Origin of the sequence: Neobacillus oceani, from assembly GCF_046237595.1 — a bacterium.
GTDB lineage: Bacteria > Bacillota > Bacilli > Bacillales > Cytobacillaceae > Bacillus_D > Bacillus_D oceani.
Genome location: NZ_CP143543.1, coordinates 447,895 through 463,124 on the forward strand (window position 1 = coordinate 447,895; position 15,230 = coordinate 463,124).

The following is a 15,230-nucleotide window of genomic DNA, read 5'->3' on the forward strand; positions in this document are numbered from 1 at the left end:
GGGATGCCTTTTTAAGGACCCCTGCTGGAGAAAATGCATAAGATAATTTACAGTAGGAGGAGATAATATGAATCGACATCCCTTCGTCGGAATATGCGTTGGAGAAACAGCGGAGACAATCCACGATCCTAATTTTAAGCTTCTTCACATTAGGCTCAACAGTTACAACGGCAAGCCAGTAAACTTTATTAAATTTACTCTCGATAAGCTTGATTTGAGAAATAAGAGTGTGACTGGTGACCTTTGGATGGGGGGAAATAAGGAAATACCGTGGAAAGAGGGGGTTTATCCTTTACCGCAAGTCATTTTTATGCAGTGCAGATTTAGGAAGAAAAGCCTTGAACCCTTCATAAATAAGGGGATAACTATTTTCAACTCTGTTTTTTTTGATAAAATTGATAATATTAATTTTTTTGCAGCCCATCCAGAGCTAAGTCCCTATGCCCCTGAAACAAAACTGATAAAAAATAGTGGTGAAATAGAGGAGTTTCTTTTTAAAAGGGAAAAGGCATTCTTAAAGCCTGTTAATGGCTTTAGCGGAAGAGGCATTGTGTATATAGAAAAAACGGGGGATGGAACAATAAAAGCGAATTACCATTTAAATAAAAGTTCTGAAGAAGCTTCTTTTCCGAATTGCCAAGAATTATGGAAATGGATAAATGAAAGCTATTTCCAGGATAGATATGTTATACAGGAGTGTATTGATTCAATTAGAAAAAGAGGAATGCCGACAGATATCAGGCTAAATATGAACCGAAACGAAAAAGGGGAATGGGAGGTCATCAGGCTATTTGGGAGAATGGCATTGAACGGAACACATATGGGCAGCAAGAAAGGAATACATTTTTTTCCTTCAACCTTAAGTTCTATTCTTTCTGAGAGATTAACCAAAAAAGCAATAGAAAACATTGAACAGAAATTAATCCAACTCGGTTATACAATTTGCAACTGTTTTGAGAAAGACAATGAACATATGGCTGACTTAGGAATCGATTTTATGATTGATCAACATAAACGTATATGGTTGATTGAAATTAACACTTTTCCTTCCCCTGCCGGTAATGACCCTTCCGTTACACTCCCACTTGAATATGCACGGTTCATAGCAACCGGCACTCCTTAAAAAACATCCCTTATTATTGGATTTCACCAGAAGCCTTTTTCAAAGAGACCGCTAATTACGGTCTTTTTTTCCTTCTAGAAAGGTGTCTACTCAAGGTCAAATGGAAACAAGTTAATAAAGAGTAATTTGTTTAAAGAGTAAATGGAGCTAATTAAATATAGTATCAGCGAAAGAATACACTAAGTACGCTTCGGGTATAGCGTAATAGAATACGTTTCAAGTGCCTACTTTTTATTAGGGAATCGGGATTACAGATAGTGTCCCATGTTTTTGAAAATTGTTAAGGAATATTTACCTGGCAGTAAGCGGAAACATAAAAGGAATCCATGTTTTTAATTATAGGAAGACTGGGGTATGAATCCCGGTAAGGGAACAACTTTCATTCTTTATTTTCTAAACATCTTTTTTATCGATAAGGGTAATTTGAACAATATACCTTCCTTTTTGTAAAAGGGACATTGGCAATTACTCATATATGGGAGCTGGTTCTGTTGTTTATCGAAATAGTGGTTCTAATCATACTTATTTTCATCAATGCTTTTTTTGCCGCGTCGGAAATTGCCTTTATCTCGCTGAATGACAACAAAATAAGGATCATGGCGGAGAATGGGAACAAAAAGGCGATTGCGCTGGAAAATTTCCTGTCAGAGCCAAGCCGTTTCCTTGCAACAATCCAGATCGGAATTACGCTCGCAGGGTTCCTTGCGAGTGCTTTCGCGGGAAAAAGCTTTGCGGGAAGGCTTGCGGATTGGCTTGTGGAGCTCGGAGTCCCTTTAAACCAAAATTTGCTTGAGTCAATATCGCTTATCATTATTACCTTAGTCCTTTCCTACTTTACTCTTGTACTCGGAGAACTGGTCCCGAAGCGGCTAGCCCTGCAAAAAGCTGAACCAATTGCGTTTTTCGCCGTCAAGCCGCTGGCGATTTTGTCCAAGATCACTTCGCCATTCGGGAAACTTCTAACTCTTTCAATGAATGCGATTGTCCGGCTTTTCGGGGTTGACCCGAATGCGGAGGAGGAAAACGTTACCGAAGAGGAAATCCGGATGATGGTCGATGTCGGAAAAGAAAAAGGGACGATCCAGGAAGCCGAAAAGGTGATGATCAACAATATTTTTGAGTTTGATAACAAGACGGTTTCGGACATTATGACTCACCGTACAAATATCGTCGCTCTGCCAATCCATTTTTCCCTTTTGGAAACGGTTCGGGTTGTGAATAATGAGAAGTATACGCGATTCCCAGTGTATGAAGAAAATATTGATAATATCGTCGGGATCCTCCATGCGAAGGACTTGATTCAGTTCATTGAAAATTGTTCTGAAAATGCGTTCAGCCTTAAAAAGCTAATCCGCGAGCCACATTATGTGCTCGAGTCCCAGCGCATTGACCATTTATTCAAGGACATGCAGACGAACAATGTCCATATGGCCATTGCCATTGATGAGTATGGCGGGACTGACGGAATCGTTACAATCGAGGATGTCATTGAAGAAATCGTCGGGAATATTTTCGATGAATATGATGACCCAGGCATCGATGAAGAAGAAATCATTGTGGTTGATGAGAAAACGTATCTCATCCCGGGGACCACGAACCTGTATGAAGTGGAGAGGCTGTTGAAAGTGGACTTGCCCATCCATGAATACGATACGCTGAGCGGGTTTGTTATCGGGCAGCTGGGTTATATCCCAGGTGAGCTTGAGCAGCATACGGTCCAGCACGGAAATGTTTTGTTTACCGTGGAGGAGATGAACGACCGGCGAATTACAAAAGTCCGGGCCGACATCCTTGATGGCCAAAAGGTTGAAGGAGTTATTGAATAATGGATGCAGCCGGCAATAAGGAACAAGGATTGCCGGCTGTTTTTTTGGTATAACATTGCCAGGAATTTTACAGATAAGTATGTTGAAACAGGGGTTTTTCATGTTCATTATGATATTAATGGCGCCTTCTGGAGGACGGGATAACTTGACAACCAAAAGTAAAAATTTTTTTAAAATAATTTATGGCTTATATGGTATTATGGATAAATCGTATTGCACAAATTAGCCGTGGGGTGTTACACAATGGGGAATCCAAATCTTGAAAAAGAGGACCTGAAGAGGGGATTAAGCAGCAGGCATATTCAATTGATCGCACTTGGCGGAGCGATTGGGGTCGGCCTTTTTTATGGGTCGAGCGCCACAATTAAATTGGCAGGTCCGGCTGTTGTCCTCTCGTATCTGGTTGGCGGCATTGTCATTTTCGCAATTATGCGGGCACTTGGCGAGATGGCTGTGGCGGAACCTGTTTCAGGTTCATTCAGCTCTTACGCAAACCGGTACCTTGGGCCATTCGCAGGCTATTTGACCGGTTGGACATATTGGTTTATGTGGGTCGTTGTCGGCATGGCGGAAATCACAGTCGTCGGGGTGTATGTGAATTATTGGTTCCCAGATATTCCGCAGTGGGTAAGCGCTCTTGCCGCCTTGGTTGTCATTACTGCGATTAACCTGATAAACGTAAAGGCGTTTGGCGAATTCGAATTTTGGTTCGCGATGATTAAAATTGTCGCTATTATCGGGATGCTGCTTGCCGGACTTGCAATTATCCTGTTTGGTATTGGCAATGGTGGACAGGCGCTAGGCTTTGACAACCTTTGGGCACACGGAGGGTTTATGCCAAATGGCATCAATGGCATTCTGCTTTCCCTTGTCATGGTCATGTTTTCCTTTGGCGGCGTGGAGCTCGTCGGAATTACGGCTGGAGAGGCCGAAAACCCAAAGAGAACAATTCCGAAAGCAATTAACAGCGTGATTTGGCGCATCCTCATTTTCTATATTGGCGCGCTTGGCATTATGATGATCCTTTTCCCATGGAACAAGGTTGGCTCAGAGGGCAGCCCGTTCGTCCAGATTTTTGATAGTATCGGCATCCCCGGAGCAGCCCATATCATAAATTTTGTCGTGCTGACAGCCGCCCTATCATCATTCAATAGCGGTTTGTTCAGCACCGGCCGGATGTTGTACAATCTTTCACTGCAAAAGAACGGTCCGGCCTATTTCAGTAAGCTGAACAGTTCCAGTTCCCCAAGCAGGGGGATCCTGTTTTCGTCACTATTTTTACTAATCGCTGTTTTTCTTAATTATATCGTCCCCGAAAAAGTATTTATGTACATCTCCGCGGTCGCGACAGTTGCGGTCATTACTAGTTGGACAATCATCCTGTTGACCCAGCAGAAATTCAGGAAGGCGCGGTCAGCAGCGGAAGTTGCGGAGCTTGAATTCAAGCTGCCTTTCTATCCATATTCCTCCTGGTTCGCACTCGCGTTCCTTGCTTTGGTCATCGTCCTGATGGCGTTCATTGAGGGAATGAGGGTAGCCCTGTTCGTCGGCCCCATCTGGTACGCGATTTTGTATATCGGGTATCGGATGAAGAAAAGTGCATAGATTTGGATGATCGCCAGTCCCTTGTGGATTGGCGTTTTTTTGGGGGGTCTCGGTTTTGGCGGCAGGTTGATTTTCGAACCAACCGTAAAGAGACGATTTTTTGAACCTGGACAGGGGTTAAGTGACAACTAAACAGGGTTATCGCTTTAGGTTGTCACGTAAGCGTGTTAATCGTGACAACTGCACGGGGTAATGGTTCTAGGTTGTCACATAAGAGTGTTAATCGTGACAACTGGACGGGGTAATGGCTCTAGGTTGTCACGCAAGTGTGTTAATCGTGACAACTGAACGGGATTATCGCTCTAGGAAGTCACGTAAGCGTGTTAATCGTGACAACTGAACGGGGTAATGGTTCTAGGTTGTCACGCAAGCGTGTTATTCGTGACAACTAAACCGGGTACTGGCTCTAGGTTGTCATGCAAGCGTGTTAATCGTGACAACTGAACGGGATTATCGCTCTAGGTTGTCATGAAAGCATGTTAATCGTGACAACTGGACGGGGTAATGGCTCTAGGTTGTCACACAAGAGTGTTAATCGTGACAACTAAGCCGTGTTATCGCAGTTGGTTGTCACGGAAGCGTGTTAATCGTGACAACTAAACCTGGTAATGGCTGTTGGTTGTCACACAAGCGTGTTAATCGTGACAACTGAACGGGATTATGGCTCTAGTTTGTCATGCAAGCGTGTTGTTCGTGACTCTTATTCCGGTAATATCGCATTTTTTAAAAAGTTGTAACAAAGTTGGCATGAAGCGGGCGGCTCCATTGCGTTTGAAGCGTTTACAATAATAGTAAGCCTGAATTTTAAAAAAGTAAGCCTTTAACGGGGTGAATATGATGAGATATAGAAGCTTTTCGGATGTTGTGGAAGAAGCCCGGAAAAGAAAGCCTATTAGGATGAGTGTTGCCGCGGCTCATGACCTCGCAGTTCTCGAGGGGGTAAAAGAGGCTGCCGGCCTTGGAATGATTGAGCCAATTCTCATTGGGGATGCAAGGCAAATTAACCAGATGGCCGGTTTAATGGACTTCAGAACGGAAGATTTTGAAGTCATCAACGCCGATACGGATGAAGAGGCCTCCTTTACCGCGGCAAAAATCGCGAGCGAAGGAAGGGCCCAGTCAATCATGAAAGGGCTGGTGAACACAACCCCTTTCCTTAAAGGAGTCCTGAACAGGGAGCTGTCATTAAGGACAGGGCGTATTTTCAGCCACTTATCGGCATTTGAAATTCCGGGCACAGAACAGCTCCTTTTTATGACGGATGGGGGAATCAATATTGCCCCTGACTATTCGCAAAAAAAGCAGATTGTCGTGAACGCGCTTGAATTCCTGGATCAGATTGGGATTGATTGCCCGCGGACAGCCATCCTCGCCGCCAATGAGCTTGTGATGGAAACAATGCCCGTGACGTGCGAGGCGGGCAGGCTTGTAGCGGAATTAAAGGCGGATTACGGCAAACCTCTTTTATTGGAAGGCCCGCTGCCGCTTGACCTTGCCATTAGCAAGGAATCGCTCCTCCATAAAGGTATCGGAAGCGAGCTGGATGGCAAAGCCGATTTACTAATTGTCCCGACAATAGAAGCAGGAAATATTTTTGGAAAAGCCATTACGTACTACGCGCATGGAACGATGGCGGGAATCGTGCTCGGAGCAAGGGTGCCGCTTGTCCTTAATTCCCGTTCCGATTCCGCGAAGGCAAAGCTTGCATCCATCGCACTCGCCGTTGTTTCGGCGACGAATGCGGCGATTCCGGTCTAGAGTGAGGTATGCATGATGGATCACTATATTCTTGTAATTAATCCCGGTTCAACGTCCACAAAGCTGGCAATCTACGAAGAACGGAAACTTCTCTTCTCGGAAACAGTCCGCCACCAGGACGAAACCCTTTCTGTTTTTTTGAAAATTGCGGACCAATATCAGCTCCGTTTGCAAGCCATTTTTGAATTCCTTGAGAAGTATGGCTTTGAAGCCAATCGGCTCACCGCTGTTGCTGGCCGGGGAGGCTTGCTTAAGCCATTGAAAGGCGGGACGTACGAGGTTTGCGGAGGAATGCTAGCCGACGCAAGGTCCGGTGCATTTGGGGAACATGCTTCAAATTTAGGGCCAATTCTTGCTTATGAAATAGCTTCAAAACTTGCGATTCCGGCCTTTATCGTCGATCCGGTTACTGTGGATGAGTTCATCCCGGAATCGAGGCTGTCAGGATTTGAGGGGATCGAGCGAATTAGCCAGCTCCATGCGTTGAACATTAAGGCTGTTTCACGGAAAATAGCCAACAAGTTTGGCAGGCCGCTTGACGATTTGAATTTTGTGGTTGCCCATTTGGGCGCGGGCATCTCGGTCGCGGCCGAGCGGCATGGGCAACTCATTGATGTTAACAATGCGGACAATGAGGGTCCATTTTCCCCTGAGCGGTCGGGAACGCTTCCGATAAAGCAGTTGATTGGACTGTCCTATTCAGGAAAATACTCGGAGAAAGAAATGGTTGAACTCGTAACACGGAAGGGCGGCCTTTATTCATATTTAGGAACGAAAAGCGCGATTGAGGCAGAGAAGCGGGCACTGAACGGGGATGCCCAGGCCGAGCTTGTCCTAAAAGCAATGGTCCACCAAATCGCAAAGGAAATCGGAGCGATGGCCGCGGTTCTTGATGGGCAGGTAGATGGGATTATTTTAACAGGCGGGCTTGCTTATTCGGAATATTTTGTGGAAAAGCTGCGAAAAAAAATCGGATTTTTAGGCGAAGTATTTGTGCTGCCGGGTGAGGAAGAATTGGAAGCACTGGCGGAAGGCGCGCTGAGGGTGTTAAATGGAGAGGAAACAAAACGGGAATACAATTATCAACTCGTATAAAAAAGCGGCTCCGATGCATAAGCCGCTCTTCTATTTGACAAAATTATTGATGCCTATCAAGCGCCAACTTTAACCCAAACGCGATCAAGACAATGCCGGTAACCCTGTCCATTACTTTTTGGACGTTCGGTGACATCAGCCAATCACGCAGAAAATTTATAAAATAGACATAAAGAAAAAACCAGCTAATAGAAAGGAGTGTATACATAACACCCATCAGGACGAGCTGCATGGTTGAATCACCGCCAGGTTGGACAAATTGCGGCAAAAAGGTAAGGAAAAACATTGCGACCTTCGGATTTAAGACATTCGAGAGAAGTCCTTGCTTGTAGGCCGATCCTGGCTTCTCACTGGTGTTATTGTCTTCATCCGATTTTCGGCGGGTAATAAACGAGGATATCCCGAGATAGATTAAATAGAGTGCGCCAGCATATTTTACGATTTCAAATGCCAATGCGGATTGCATAAGGATAGCGGAGAGCCCGAATGCGGCGGCAAGAGTATGGACCAACGAACCGGTTGTAATCCCGAGGGCGAGCCTGTACCCTTCCTTCTGACCGCCGGCAATTGTCCTTTTGGTGATTAGCGCGGTGTCGATTCCCGGGCTCATGACTACAAAAAGCGAAAGCAGCAGGAACGTAAAAAAGTCATTCATGGCATAAACTCCTCCCGGTTTGCTTGAATTTTTCCCTTAGTTTAACATGCAGGCAGGAGGAGTAAAAAGAAAAGCAGCGCGGGCATAGGCTCGCGCTGTTCTATGTAAGATTAGGCAAAATAGTTCTGGGTTTTTGTTTCCCTATCGCGAGAAGCAACCTGCTTGGATTGCAGCTTAGTTTCCCTATCGCGAGAAGCAACCTGCTTGGATTGCAGCTTTGTTTCCCTATCACGAGAGGCAACCTGCTTGGATTGTAGCTTTGTTTCCCTATCACGAGAGGCAACCTGCTTGGACTGCAGCTTTGTTTCCCGGTCACGAGAAGCAAACAGAGTGGTTTGTTCTTTCGACTCGCGGTCCCTTGAAGCAACCTGCGTGGTTTGCTCTAACTTGGTTTCGCGGTCCCTTGAAGCAACTTGTGTGGATTCTACTTTTGTTTCTCTGTCTCTGGAAGCAAATTGATCGGCTTCGGAGTCACTTAAACCCAGACAAAGGACAATGCCGCCGATAAGCGCCCATTTCAATTTAACCAATTAACAAACCCCCTTATGGTATATTGGAACTACTTACCATAATAATAAAGGACAAAAAATTCAAAAACAAGTAAAAATTTGTATATTTTTTGTGAAAAAGAGATTATGATACCAGGCATAAAAAATTACCCTGCAGGCTAATTGGCTGCAGGGTTTTGAGCTTAATGCTGTTTGTTTGGGAGCTGTTCGCTGGGGTTTCCTTTTCCTTGCCGTTTCTTGTTTTGTTCGTCCTTTTTCTGTTTTTCGTGTAGTTTTTCAACAAACTCGTGGGTGTTTTCCAAGGCAGTTCCTCCTCAAAAATTTAGTGCATGGGCCTATTTTTCCAATAGGGCCTTAAAAAAATACGTTTTATTTCATTAATTAAATTTGACCATTTCTTCAATAGGCAGGTGGGTTGTCGGATAGACCGGGGCCGCCGCTTTGCCGATGGCGATGAGGAATTGAAGTAACGACCTTTGATAAGGAACCGTCCCTTATACAATTTTTTGTCAATGCCTCCGATTTACACGGTGTCATTTGCCGGATACTGCCGGTTGGGAGGATTGTCAACAGATTAGGCTTGTCTGATATACTAAGAAATAACCACAATTGCCGATAGTGTATAAGATGAGGCTTAGCATGGGGGTAAGGTATGGATATTAATAACTTTGAAGAGTACTTTGATCCGGTTATATTAGAGCGTGGAAAGGATTATTATTATAAAAATAAAGTTGATCACATTATTCAGGACTCAAACGGAGAGTATAAAGCAGTAATTTCAGGTTCGGATGTTTATTCCGTTACAGCCCGTTTGAATTCTGAACTGGAAATCGATGAATTAACGTGTGATTGCCCGTATGATTGGACAGATCATTGCAAGCATAAGGCTGCCATTTTATATAAGATTAGGGATTTGTTAGGGAGAAATGAAGCCTTTATACAGAAGGAAAATCCTAACGATGCCCCTCCAAATAACGGTTTGCAGGGAATTCTTTCAACTTTGGATAAAGATGAATTAATAAAGATTATTAGTGATTTGTCGGATCAATACCCTGAGATTGAAAAGGAAATTCAATTTAGATATTCAGTTGACGAGAATGAGATTTCCCAATGCAAGACACTTGTTACGGAGTGTATTAACAAAGAAAAATATAAAGGGTTCATTTCGTGGAGTAAGGTTGGCCCCGCAGTCAAAGGAGCGGAGCTTGCTTTGGAAAGGGCAGTGCAGCGGCTTGAGGGAGGCTTCTATAGCCAGGCTATCGGTATTTCTCTTGTTGTCATGCCCCCGGTCGTGAAGATGATCGACTTTTCCGATGACTCCGGTTATATATCACCTATATTGAATGAGGCAACTGAAATTATAATAGAATCAGCTCATAAGGCATCAGAACTGGAATCAGAACAAAGACAAGAAGAACTTTTTAATGAAATCATCAAAGAGGCAAAAAATAGGCGGTATGATGGTTGGAGTGAATGGAGGCATGAATTATTAAAGGCAGGGGCGGCATTTTGCGGGAACAAAAAAGTGCGAAACCGCCTGGATAAGGTTATTGAACAGCTGTTGGGAAAAGAGACCCCGGTTAACTGGAATTCAAGTTATGAGATTGAAGCACTAAAGGTTCTTCAGTTTATGCTTATTGAGCGGTTCGATCCTGCAGAAATGGCACAAGCATTTCTAGAGTCGAATATCCAGTTTAAAACTTTTAGGGAAAAAGCTATTCTCAGAGCATTGGAGAAGGAGGATTTTACAAAGGCACTCCAGCTATGTGAAGACGGCATTGTACTTAATTCCAGGTTGCCTGGACTGGTTGACATGTGGAAAAGGTACAGATATAAAACATACGAGCAAATGGGCGACATCGATAATCAAAAAGTGCTGGCCCGTGAATTATTGATGAATAACAACTTGGATTTTTATCCGATTCATAAGGGGTTGTTCCCGCCGGCGGAATGGGAACGGGAGAAGGAATCGTTTCTTAATGAATTAGAGAGTAAAGATTTTTCCAGTGTGTATAGACATATAATTGAAAGTGAGTCGGAAACAAGCCGAATCCTGAGGTATTGCCAAAACCATAGGATTGAAATCATGAACTTATATGAGCATATTATAGAACATTACCCACGTGAAGTAAGTGAACTGTTCAGAAGCTATATAGAATACCTTTCCAAGGAAGCAGGAGACCGCAGGAAATATAAGGGAGTGTGCAAAGTTATCCGCACATATAAAAAAGCTTGCGGTTCGGAAAGTGCGAAATTGCTAATTGATCATCTTAAGAGCCAATACCAGAGGCGCCCGGCATTTATAGAGGAACTCAACAAAATCAATTAGCAGTTCAAATGCGAAATCGCCTGGGTAACTTGGCGATTTCTTGTTTTTACAAGGTTTCCGCGAATTCAATCAAACGTTTGATTGAATTTTTCTTTGTGGTAAAAAAGGCCGATTCATCTTTAATTACTAAAGAATAAACCTGGAACAAAAAATCCCCCTCCCAAAAATGGGAGAGGGATTCACGGAAGGAGCAAAAATAGACTAAGTTTAGCTATCAGCCGCGATTGCATTAGTTGGTAATTGGTCAAGGGTGACAAAGTGAATGGAAATCGGTCATGGGTTTGCCGTTTGCCATCACAATTACCAATTAAGTTGGGGAGGCTCCTTCCGCGCCTTGAAGAGGAGTCTCACCTCTTCAAGGTTAGAAATATTTCTCTGCATCGAAATCAAGTTCGATCGAGTAGTTTTTCGCGTTGATCAGGTTGGAGAGCCTGTTCGCCTGTCGGTCAGCTTCAAGCCCTTTTGTGCGGTATTCTTCGGGTTCGAAGAGGGCAACCCTGACAATTGTGATGTTATCGCCATAGGAATAGGGATAAGTTTCTTTCTGCGCCGCGCCGTACTCCTTATATTTCCTGGCTTTTGCCCGGAGCTGGGTGGCAAGTTCGATCGCTTCCACAATCGGAAGTTCTTCGCTATTAAAGGTAACTGTATTCCCAATGTTGGCCGCGTACACCAATTTGTCCAAGGTACGCATATCTTTCCGGACATCTTCCATATCTCTTTCTACTTCTAAAAGAGTACGAGGCAGCTTTGGCGGTTTCGCGCCTTTTTCCATCTCTGCAAATGCAACCCGGTCCATTTCCCCTTCCAGTTCCTGAATTCTCTTATTTAAAATACTTTTAAGTTTAACGGCTTCCGCCAATGACATTTTAGCCATGATCCCATTCCCCTTTGCCTGTTAGGATTCGTACATGTTACCATTATTTAGTGGAATGTTCAAACAATTTGATAAGTAGGGATTTTAAAAGGAGCTGGCAGATTTTAAGAGAAATACATAGAGACCTAGATTGAGGGGGAGATAGAGTATGATCAGGCTTGCCGAAGAAAGAGATATTGATCAATTAATCAAATTGAGATGGGATTTTACGATGGAAGATTATCCGTCCTCTGCGTTGGATAGTGACTATAAAGCATTCGAAATGGAATGCAAGGCCTTTTTGGAAAAAGCGATTGATAGTGGCCAATGGTTTATTTGGATTGCCGAGGAAGAAGGAAGGGTCCTATCCCATAGCTACATCGAGCTAATACAAAAAGTGCCGCGCCCGGGCCGGGTTACCCGCCCTTTTGCTTATATGACCAATGTGTATACGGTGCCGGAATATAGGGGCAAGGGAATCGGAAGCCAATTAATAACAGCCATAAACGAATGGGCAAAAGCGAACCAGTATGAATTTATCATCGTCTGGCCGAGTGAGGAAGGAGTCCATTTTTACGAAAAAAATGGCTACTCGCATTGCAAAGAGCCGATGGAGTATTTTCCGTCATAACGAATATAAATGAGGTGGAAAAATGAGCAAAGTTGCACTTATAACAGTCATTCATGACCCGAGTGGTAAAAAAATCGAGCTTTTCAAGCAGCTACAAAACGAATTGGAAAGCATCTATCCTGAGCTGTTCATTGCGATCAGCGACCAGTCTTCAGCCGAATTGGTTGAAGTGATGGAATGCAGCAGGTTTAATGTGAAGGTCATTCCTAAAAAAGGCGCGGCCGAAGCGCGCAGGGAAGCGGTCAGTTTTGGCCTGACAGGTGATAGCGGCCATTTCCATTATTGCGATTTTGACAGGCTGCTGACTTGGGGAAAGAACCATTTGGTCGAATTGAAACAAATCGTCCAGAGGATTCCCGAGTACGGCTACCTTATTCTAGGCCGGACGGAACGGGCGATGGACACCCACCCGGTTGAATGGAAGGAAACCGAACGGATCACAAATAAAATCGTTTCCCTGGAACTGGGCCAGGAAGTCGATATAACAGCCGGTTCCTGTGCGTTTTCGAGGAAGAACGCCGAATACATAAAGGAATATTCAAAAGGAAAGATGACCGACGCGGAATGGCTGATGATCGCGCACCGGATCGCAAATTCGGATACAGGCTATATTCCTGTTGAGGGCCTTGAATACCACGAGGATACGAACGGTATCAGCAGAAAGATAAGCGAGGCCGAGAAATGGCTGGGCCGCCTTGAACTAAGTTATGTGATTAGTGAAACCGCGGTTCGGACGGGAAAATGATAGCTTGCTAGAGAAGGACCTTGTTGGGTCCTTTTTTTAAAAAAAATTTAAAACTTTTTTGCCGTTCGGCTGTCTAATGGATAGAAAGGGGGCGGGTTGGTGGAAATTGAACAATTGGCGAGGAATGCCATAAAGGGGGAAGACCAGGCCTTTCTCGAATTAATACAGGCTTGCAAAATCGATTTATATAAAACGGCCCTCGCATTTTTGCGGAACGAAGGGGATGCACTTGAAGCTGTACAGGAAGTGACATTTCGCGCCTATAAGGGAATCCGCTCGCTAAAGGAACCTTCTTTTGCCAAAACGTGGCTGATTCGGATAATGATCAACTACTGCAATGACGTTTTGGATAAAAGGAAGCGGGTCGTCCTAGATGAGGCGTTTATCCATACAGAAGGGCGGATTGAGCGCCATGACGGACTGGAAATAAGAGATGCGATGGAAGGGCTTGATGCCCGGTCGCGTGAAATCCTGGCAATGAAATACTTTCAGGACCTGAAAATCAGTGAAATTGCCGCAGCCCTCAATCATCCTGAAGGCACAATCAAAACCTGGCTGAACAGGGCGTTAAGGTTGCTTAGGGAAAATCTGGGCGAGAAAGGGGGAGGGTACCGTGCATAGTTTGGAAGAAGAAAAGCTTGCCGATTACAAGCGGATTGTTGATGGCCTTCCTGTCCCGGAAGATTTACTGGATGCGGCTATATTACAGGGCTTTGAAAATGGCCGACAGGAGAAAAAACGGTCTAAACAGCGGTTGAGAAGCTTATTCTCAATTGCAGCTGTAGCAGTCATTTTAATATGCTTTTTTGCCTCGATCAGGCTTTCACCGGCTTTCGCGGGATATGTATCCGAGCTGCCTGGCTTTTCAAAAATCGTTGACTTAATTCAAGGGGATAAAGGTATCATAGCTGCGCTTGAATCCGAATACGACCAGGAAATAGGTGTCTCGAGCACGAAGGATGGCGTAACCTTTACAATTACAAGGGCGATTGCGGATGAAACTGGGCTCCTCTTGTTTTATACGATTGATACGGTGACAGAGCGTAAGGAACTTTTCATTCAGGATGCCAGGCTAAAAAATACGGATGGGAAAAGGTTCACAATAGGGAGTGCCAGCTTTGGCATGCCGCATAATTCTACAGAAGGTGAAAAAGCCTTTACCGGAACCATGAACTTTACCTTTCAGGAACGGCTTGAAGCAAGATCCTTCAATTTAATTGTAAAGATTGAGGGTAAAGAACATGAGGTTGAATTTGAGCTGGATAAGGAAATTTCCTCGAAAAAAGAATATGTTTTAAATAAAACCGTTTCAATCGAAGGCCAGAAGATTACTTTTGAAAAAGTTGAAATCTATCCGTTAAGGGTAGCAATTCATGTCAAAATGGACCCTGACAATACGAAAAGGATTCTTAGCTTTGATGAAATCAGGTTAGTGGACGAACATGGCGAGACATGGAATGGAATTACGAACGGCATTACCGCATCCGGGGGTGTTGCCGATGACAAAAGGATCCTTTATGTTCAGAGCAATTATTTCAGGGAACCGAGAGAGCTTTATCTCATCCCGGGTAAAATCCAGGCAGTTGACAAGAGTGAAGCTTATTTAATTGTGGATACGGAAAAGGGAACCATCCTGAAGCAGCCTCATCCAGGGAAATTTAGCAGTCCAAAAGTTTCGAACGGAAACGAACTATCTCTGAGAATGGAAACGGAGGAGAAGTTCAATTACATTCCCAATGGGATTATGAGAGACGCGGATGGGAAGGAAGTTTTGACGGGTGGATTTACTAAATATGAATTAGAGGGATATACAGAGTTTGGGATCAGCATCCCTAACCTTAAAAAATATAAAAATCCCTTGTCCCTGGAATTGAACTTTTATCCTGCCTGGATCAAATCAGAGGAGAAAATAAGGATTAAATAAATAAAGTGAAGGGCAAACTCCACAGGAGGGTTTGCCCTTTTCTATATCGTAAATCGAAATCAATAAAAGATTAATTGAAATGAATTGGTAGAAAATAAAATATACACAATGAATTTGAAATGTAAGTACATTGACCCGTGTGAATTGAAAAGGACTCAAGTGAACTTTCATAGG

14 protein-coding genes are annotated in these 15,230 nt (G+C 43.9%); 10 read left to right on the forward strand and 4 right to left on the reverse strand.

Annotation, left to right across the window (positions count from 1 at the left end):
- Positions 1-67 precede the first annotated feature (67 nt).
- From V1499_RS02295 to buk, 5 genes are all read left to right on the forward strand, one after another.
- Positions 68-1,123, forward strand: a complete 1,056-nt coding sequence (locus V1499_RS02295; RefSeq protein ID WP_409273469.1) for a YheC/YheD family protein — start codon at positions 68-70, stop codon at positions 1,121-1,123.
- 491 nt (positions 1,124-1,614) lie between these two features.
- Positions 1,615-2,949 (forward strand): hemolysin family protein, encoded by a 1,335-nt coding sequence (locus tag V1499_RS02300; protein WP_409273471.1) that lies wholly within the window; start codon positions 1,615-1,617, stop codon positions 2,947-2,949.
- A 243-nt stretch (positions 2,950-3,192) separates the two neighbouring features.
- Positions 3,193-4,554: an amino acid permease gene (locus tag V1499_RS02305; RefSeq protein WP_409273473.1), complete on the forward strand. Its 1,362-nt coding sequence runs from the start codon at positions 3,193-3,195 to the stop codon at positions 4,552-4,554.
- A gap of 834 nt (positions 4,555-5,388) precedes the next feature.
- Positions 5,389-6,312 carry a phosphate acyltransferase gene (locus V1499_RS02310; protein WP_409273474.1) on the forward strand — a complete coding sequence of 308 codons (924 nt, stop codon included), beginning with the start codon at positions 5,389-5,391 and terminating at the stop codon, positions 6,310-6,312.
- A gap of 12 nt (positions 6,313-6,324) precedes the next feature.
- Positions 6,325-7,407, forward strand: coding sequence for a butyrate kinase (buk, locus tag V1499_RS02315; protein WP_409273475.1), 1,083 nt, complete (start codon positions 6,325-6,327; stop codon positions 7,405-7,407).
- Between the two features lie 43 nt (positions 7,408-7,450).
- On the opposite strand, the gene V1499_RS02320 is transcribed toward buk, so the two are convergent.
- The 3 genes from V1499_RS02320 to V1499_RS02330 form a co-directional block, all read right to left on the reverse strand.
- Positions 7,451-8,062, reverse strand: a complete 612-nt coding sequence (locus V1499_RS02320; protein WP_409273476.1) for a LysE family translocator — start codon at positions 8,060-8,062, stop codon at positions 7,451-7,453.
- Between the two features lie 110 nt (positions 8,063-8,172).
- Positions 8,173-8,592 carry a hypothetical protein gene (locus tag V1499_RS02325; RefSeq protein WP_409273478.1) on the reverse strand — a complete coding sequence of 140 codons (420 nt, stop codon included), beginning with the start codon at positions 8,590-8,592 and terminating at the stop codon, positions 8,173-8,175.
- 161 nt (positions 8,593-8,753) lie between these two features.
- On the reverse strand, positions 8,754-8,873 hold the full coding sequence (locus V1499_RS02330; RefSeq protein ID WP_409273480.1) for a DUF4023 domain-containing protein: 120 nt from the start codon (positions 8,871-8,873) through the stop codon (positions 8,754-8,756).
- A gap of 350 nt (positions 8,874-9,223) precedes the next feature.
- Here V1499_RS02330 and V1499_RS02335 point away from each other — a divergent pair, with 350 nt between their 5' ends.
- Complete coding sequence (locus V1499_RS02335; protein ID WP_409273482.1) at positions 9,224-10,900, forward strand: SWIM zinc finger domain-containing protein; 1,677 nt, start codon at positions 9,224-9,226, stop codon at positions 10,898-10,900.
- Between the two features lie 361 nt (positions 10,901-11,261).
- Here V1499_RS02335 and V1499_RS02340 read toward each other — a convergent pair whose 3' ends face one another.
- On the reverse strand, positions 11,262-11,777 hold the full coding sequence (locus V1499_RS02340) for a hypothetical protein (protein WP_409273484.1): 516 nt from the start codon (positions 11,775-11,777) through the stop codon (positions 11,262-11,264).
- Between the two features lie 148 nt (positions 11,778-11,925).
- Between V1499_RS02340 and V1499_RS02345 the strand changes: the two genes are divergently transcribed.
- From V1499_RS02345 to V1499_RS02360, 4 genes are all read left to right on the forward strand, one after another.
- Positions 11,926-12,387, forward strand: coding sequence for a GNAT family N-acetyltransferase (locus tag V1499_RS02345; RefSeq protein ID WP_409273486.1), 462 nt, complete (start codon positions 11,926-11,928; stop codon positions 12,385-12,387).
- Between the two features lie 22 nt (positions 12,388-12,409).
- The gene (locus V1499_RS02350; RefSeq protein ID WP_409273488.1) at positions 12,410-13,132 is read left to right on the forward strand and encodes a hypothetical protein; all 723 of its coding nucleotides are present in this window, start codon (positions 12,410-12,412) and stop codon (positions 13,130-13,132) included.
- Between the two features lie 99 nt (positions 13,133-13,231).
- Positions 13,232-13,753: a sigma-70 family RNA polymerase sigma factor gene (locus tag V1499_RS02355; protein ID WP_409273490.1), complete on the forward strand. Its 522-nt coding sequence runs from the start codon at positions 13,232-13,234 to the stop codon at positions 13,751-13,753.
- A complete protein-coding gene (locus V1499_RS02360; protein WP_409273492.1) occupies positions 13,746-15,056 on the forward strand; it encodes a DUF4179 domain-containing protein in 1,311 nt (436 codons plus the stop codon). The genes V1499_RS02355 and V1499_RS02360 overlap by 8 nt, the downstream gene beginning before the upstream one ends.
- Positions 15,057-15,230 lie beyond the last annotated feature (174 nt).

Coding starts and splice junctions, on each gene's coding strand:
- V1499_RS02295 (WP_409273469.1), top strand. CDS start 68: ATGAATCGACATCCCTTCGTCGGAATATGCGTTGGAGAAACAGCGGAG.
- V1499_RS02305 (WP_409273473.1), top strand. CDS start 3,193: ATGGGGAATCCAAATCTTGAAAAAGAGGACCTGAAGAGGGGATTAAGC.
- V1499_RS02310 (WP_409273474.1), top strand. CDS start 5,389: ATGATGAGATATAGAAGCTTTTCGGATGTTGTGGAAGAAGCCCGGAAA.
- buk (WP_409273475.1), top strand. CDS start 6,325: ATGATGGATCACTATATTCTTGTAATTAATCCCGGTTCAACGTCCACA.
- V1499_RS02320 (WP_409273476.1), bottom strand. CDS start 8,062: ATGAATGACTTTTTTACGTTCCTGCTGCTTTCGCTTTTTGTAGTCATG.
- V1499_RS02335 (WP_409273482.1), top strand. CDS start 9,224: ATGGATATTAATAACTTTGAAGAGTACTTTGATCCGGTTATATTAGAG.
- V1499_RS02340 (WP_409273484.1), bottom strand. CDS start 11,777: ATGGCTAAAATGTCATTGGCGGAAGCCGTTAAACTTAAAAGTATTTTA.
- V1499_RS02345 (WP_409273486.1), top strand. CDS start 11,926: ATGATCAGGCTTGCCGAAGAAAGAGATATTGATCAATTAATCAAATTG.
- V1499_RS02350 (WP_409273488.1), top strand. CDS start 12,410: ATGAGCAAAGTTGCACTTATAACAGTCATTCATGACCCGAGTGGTAAA.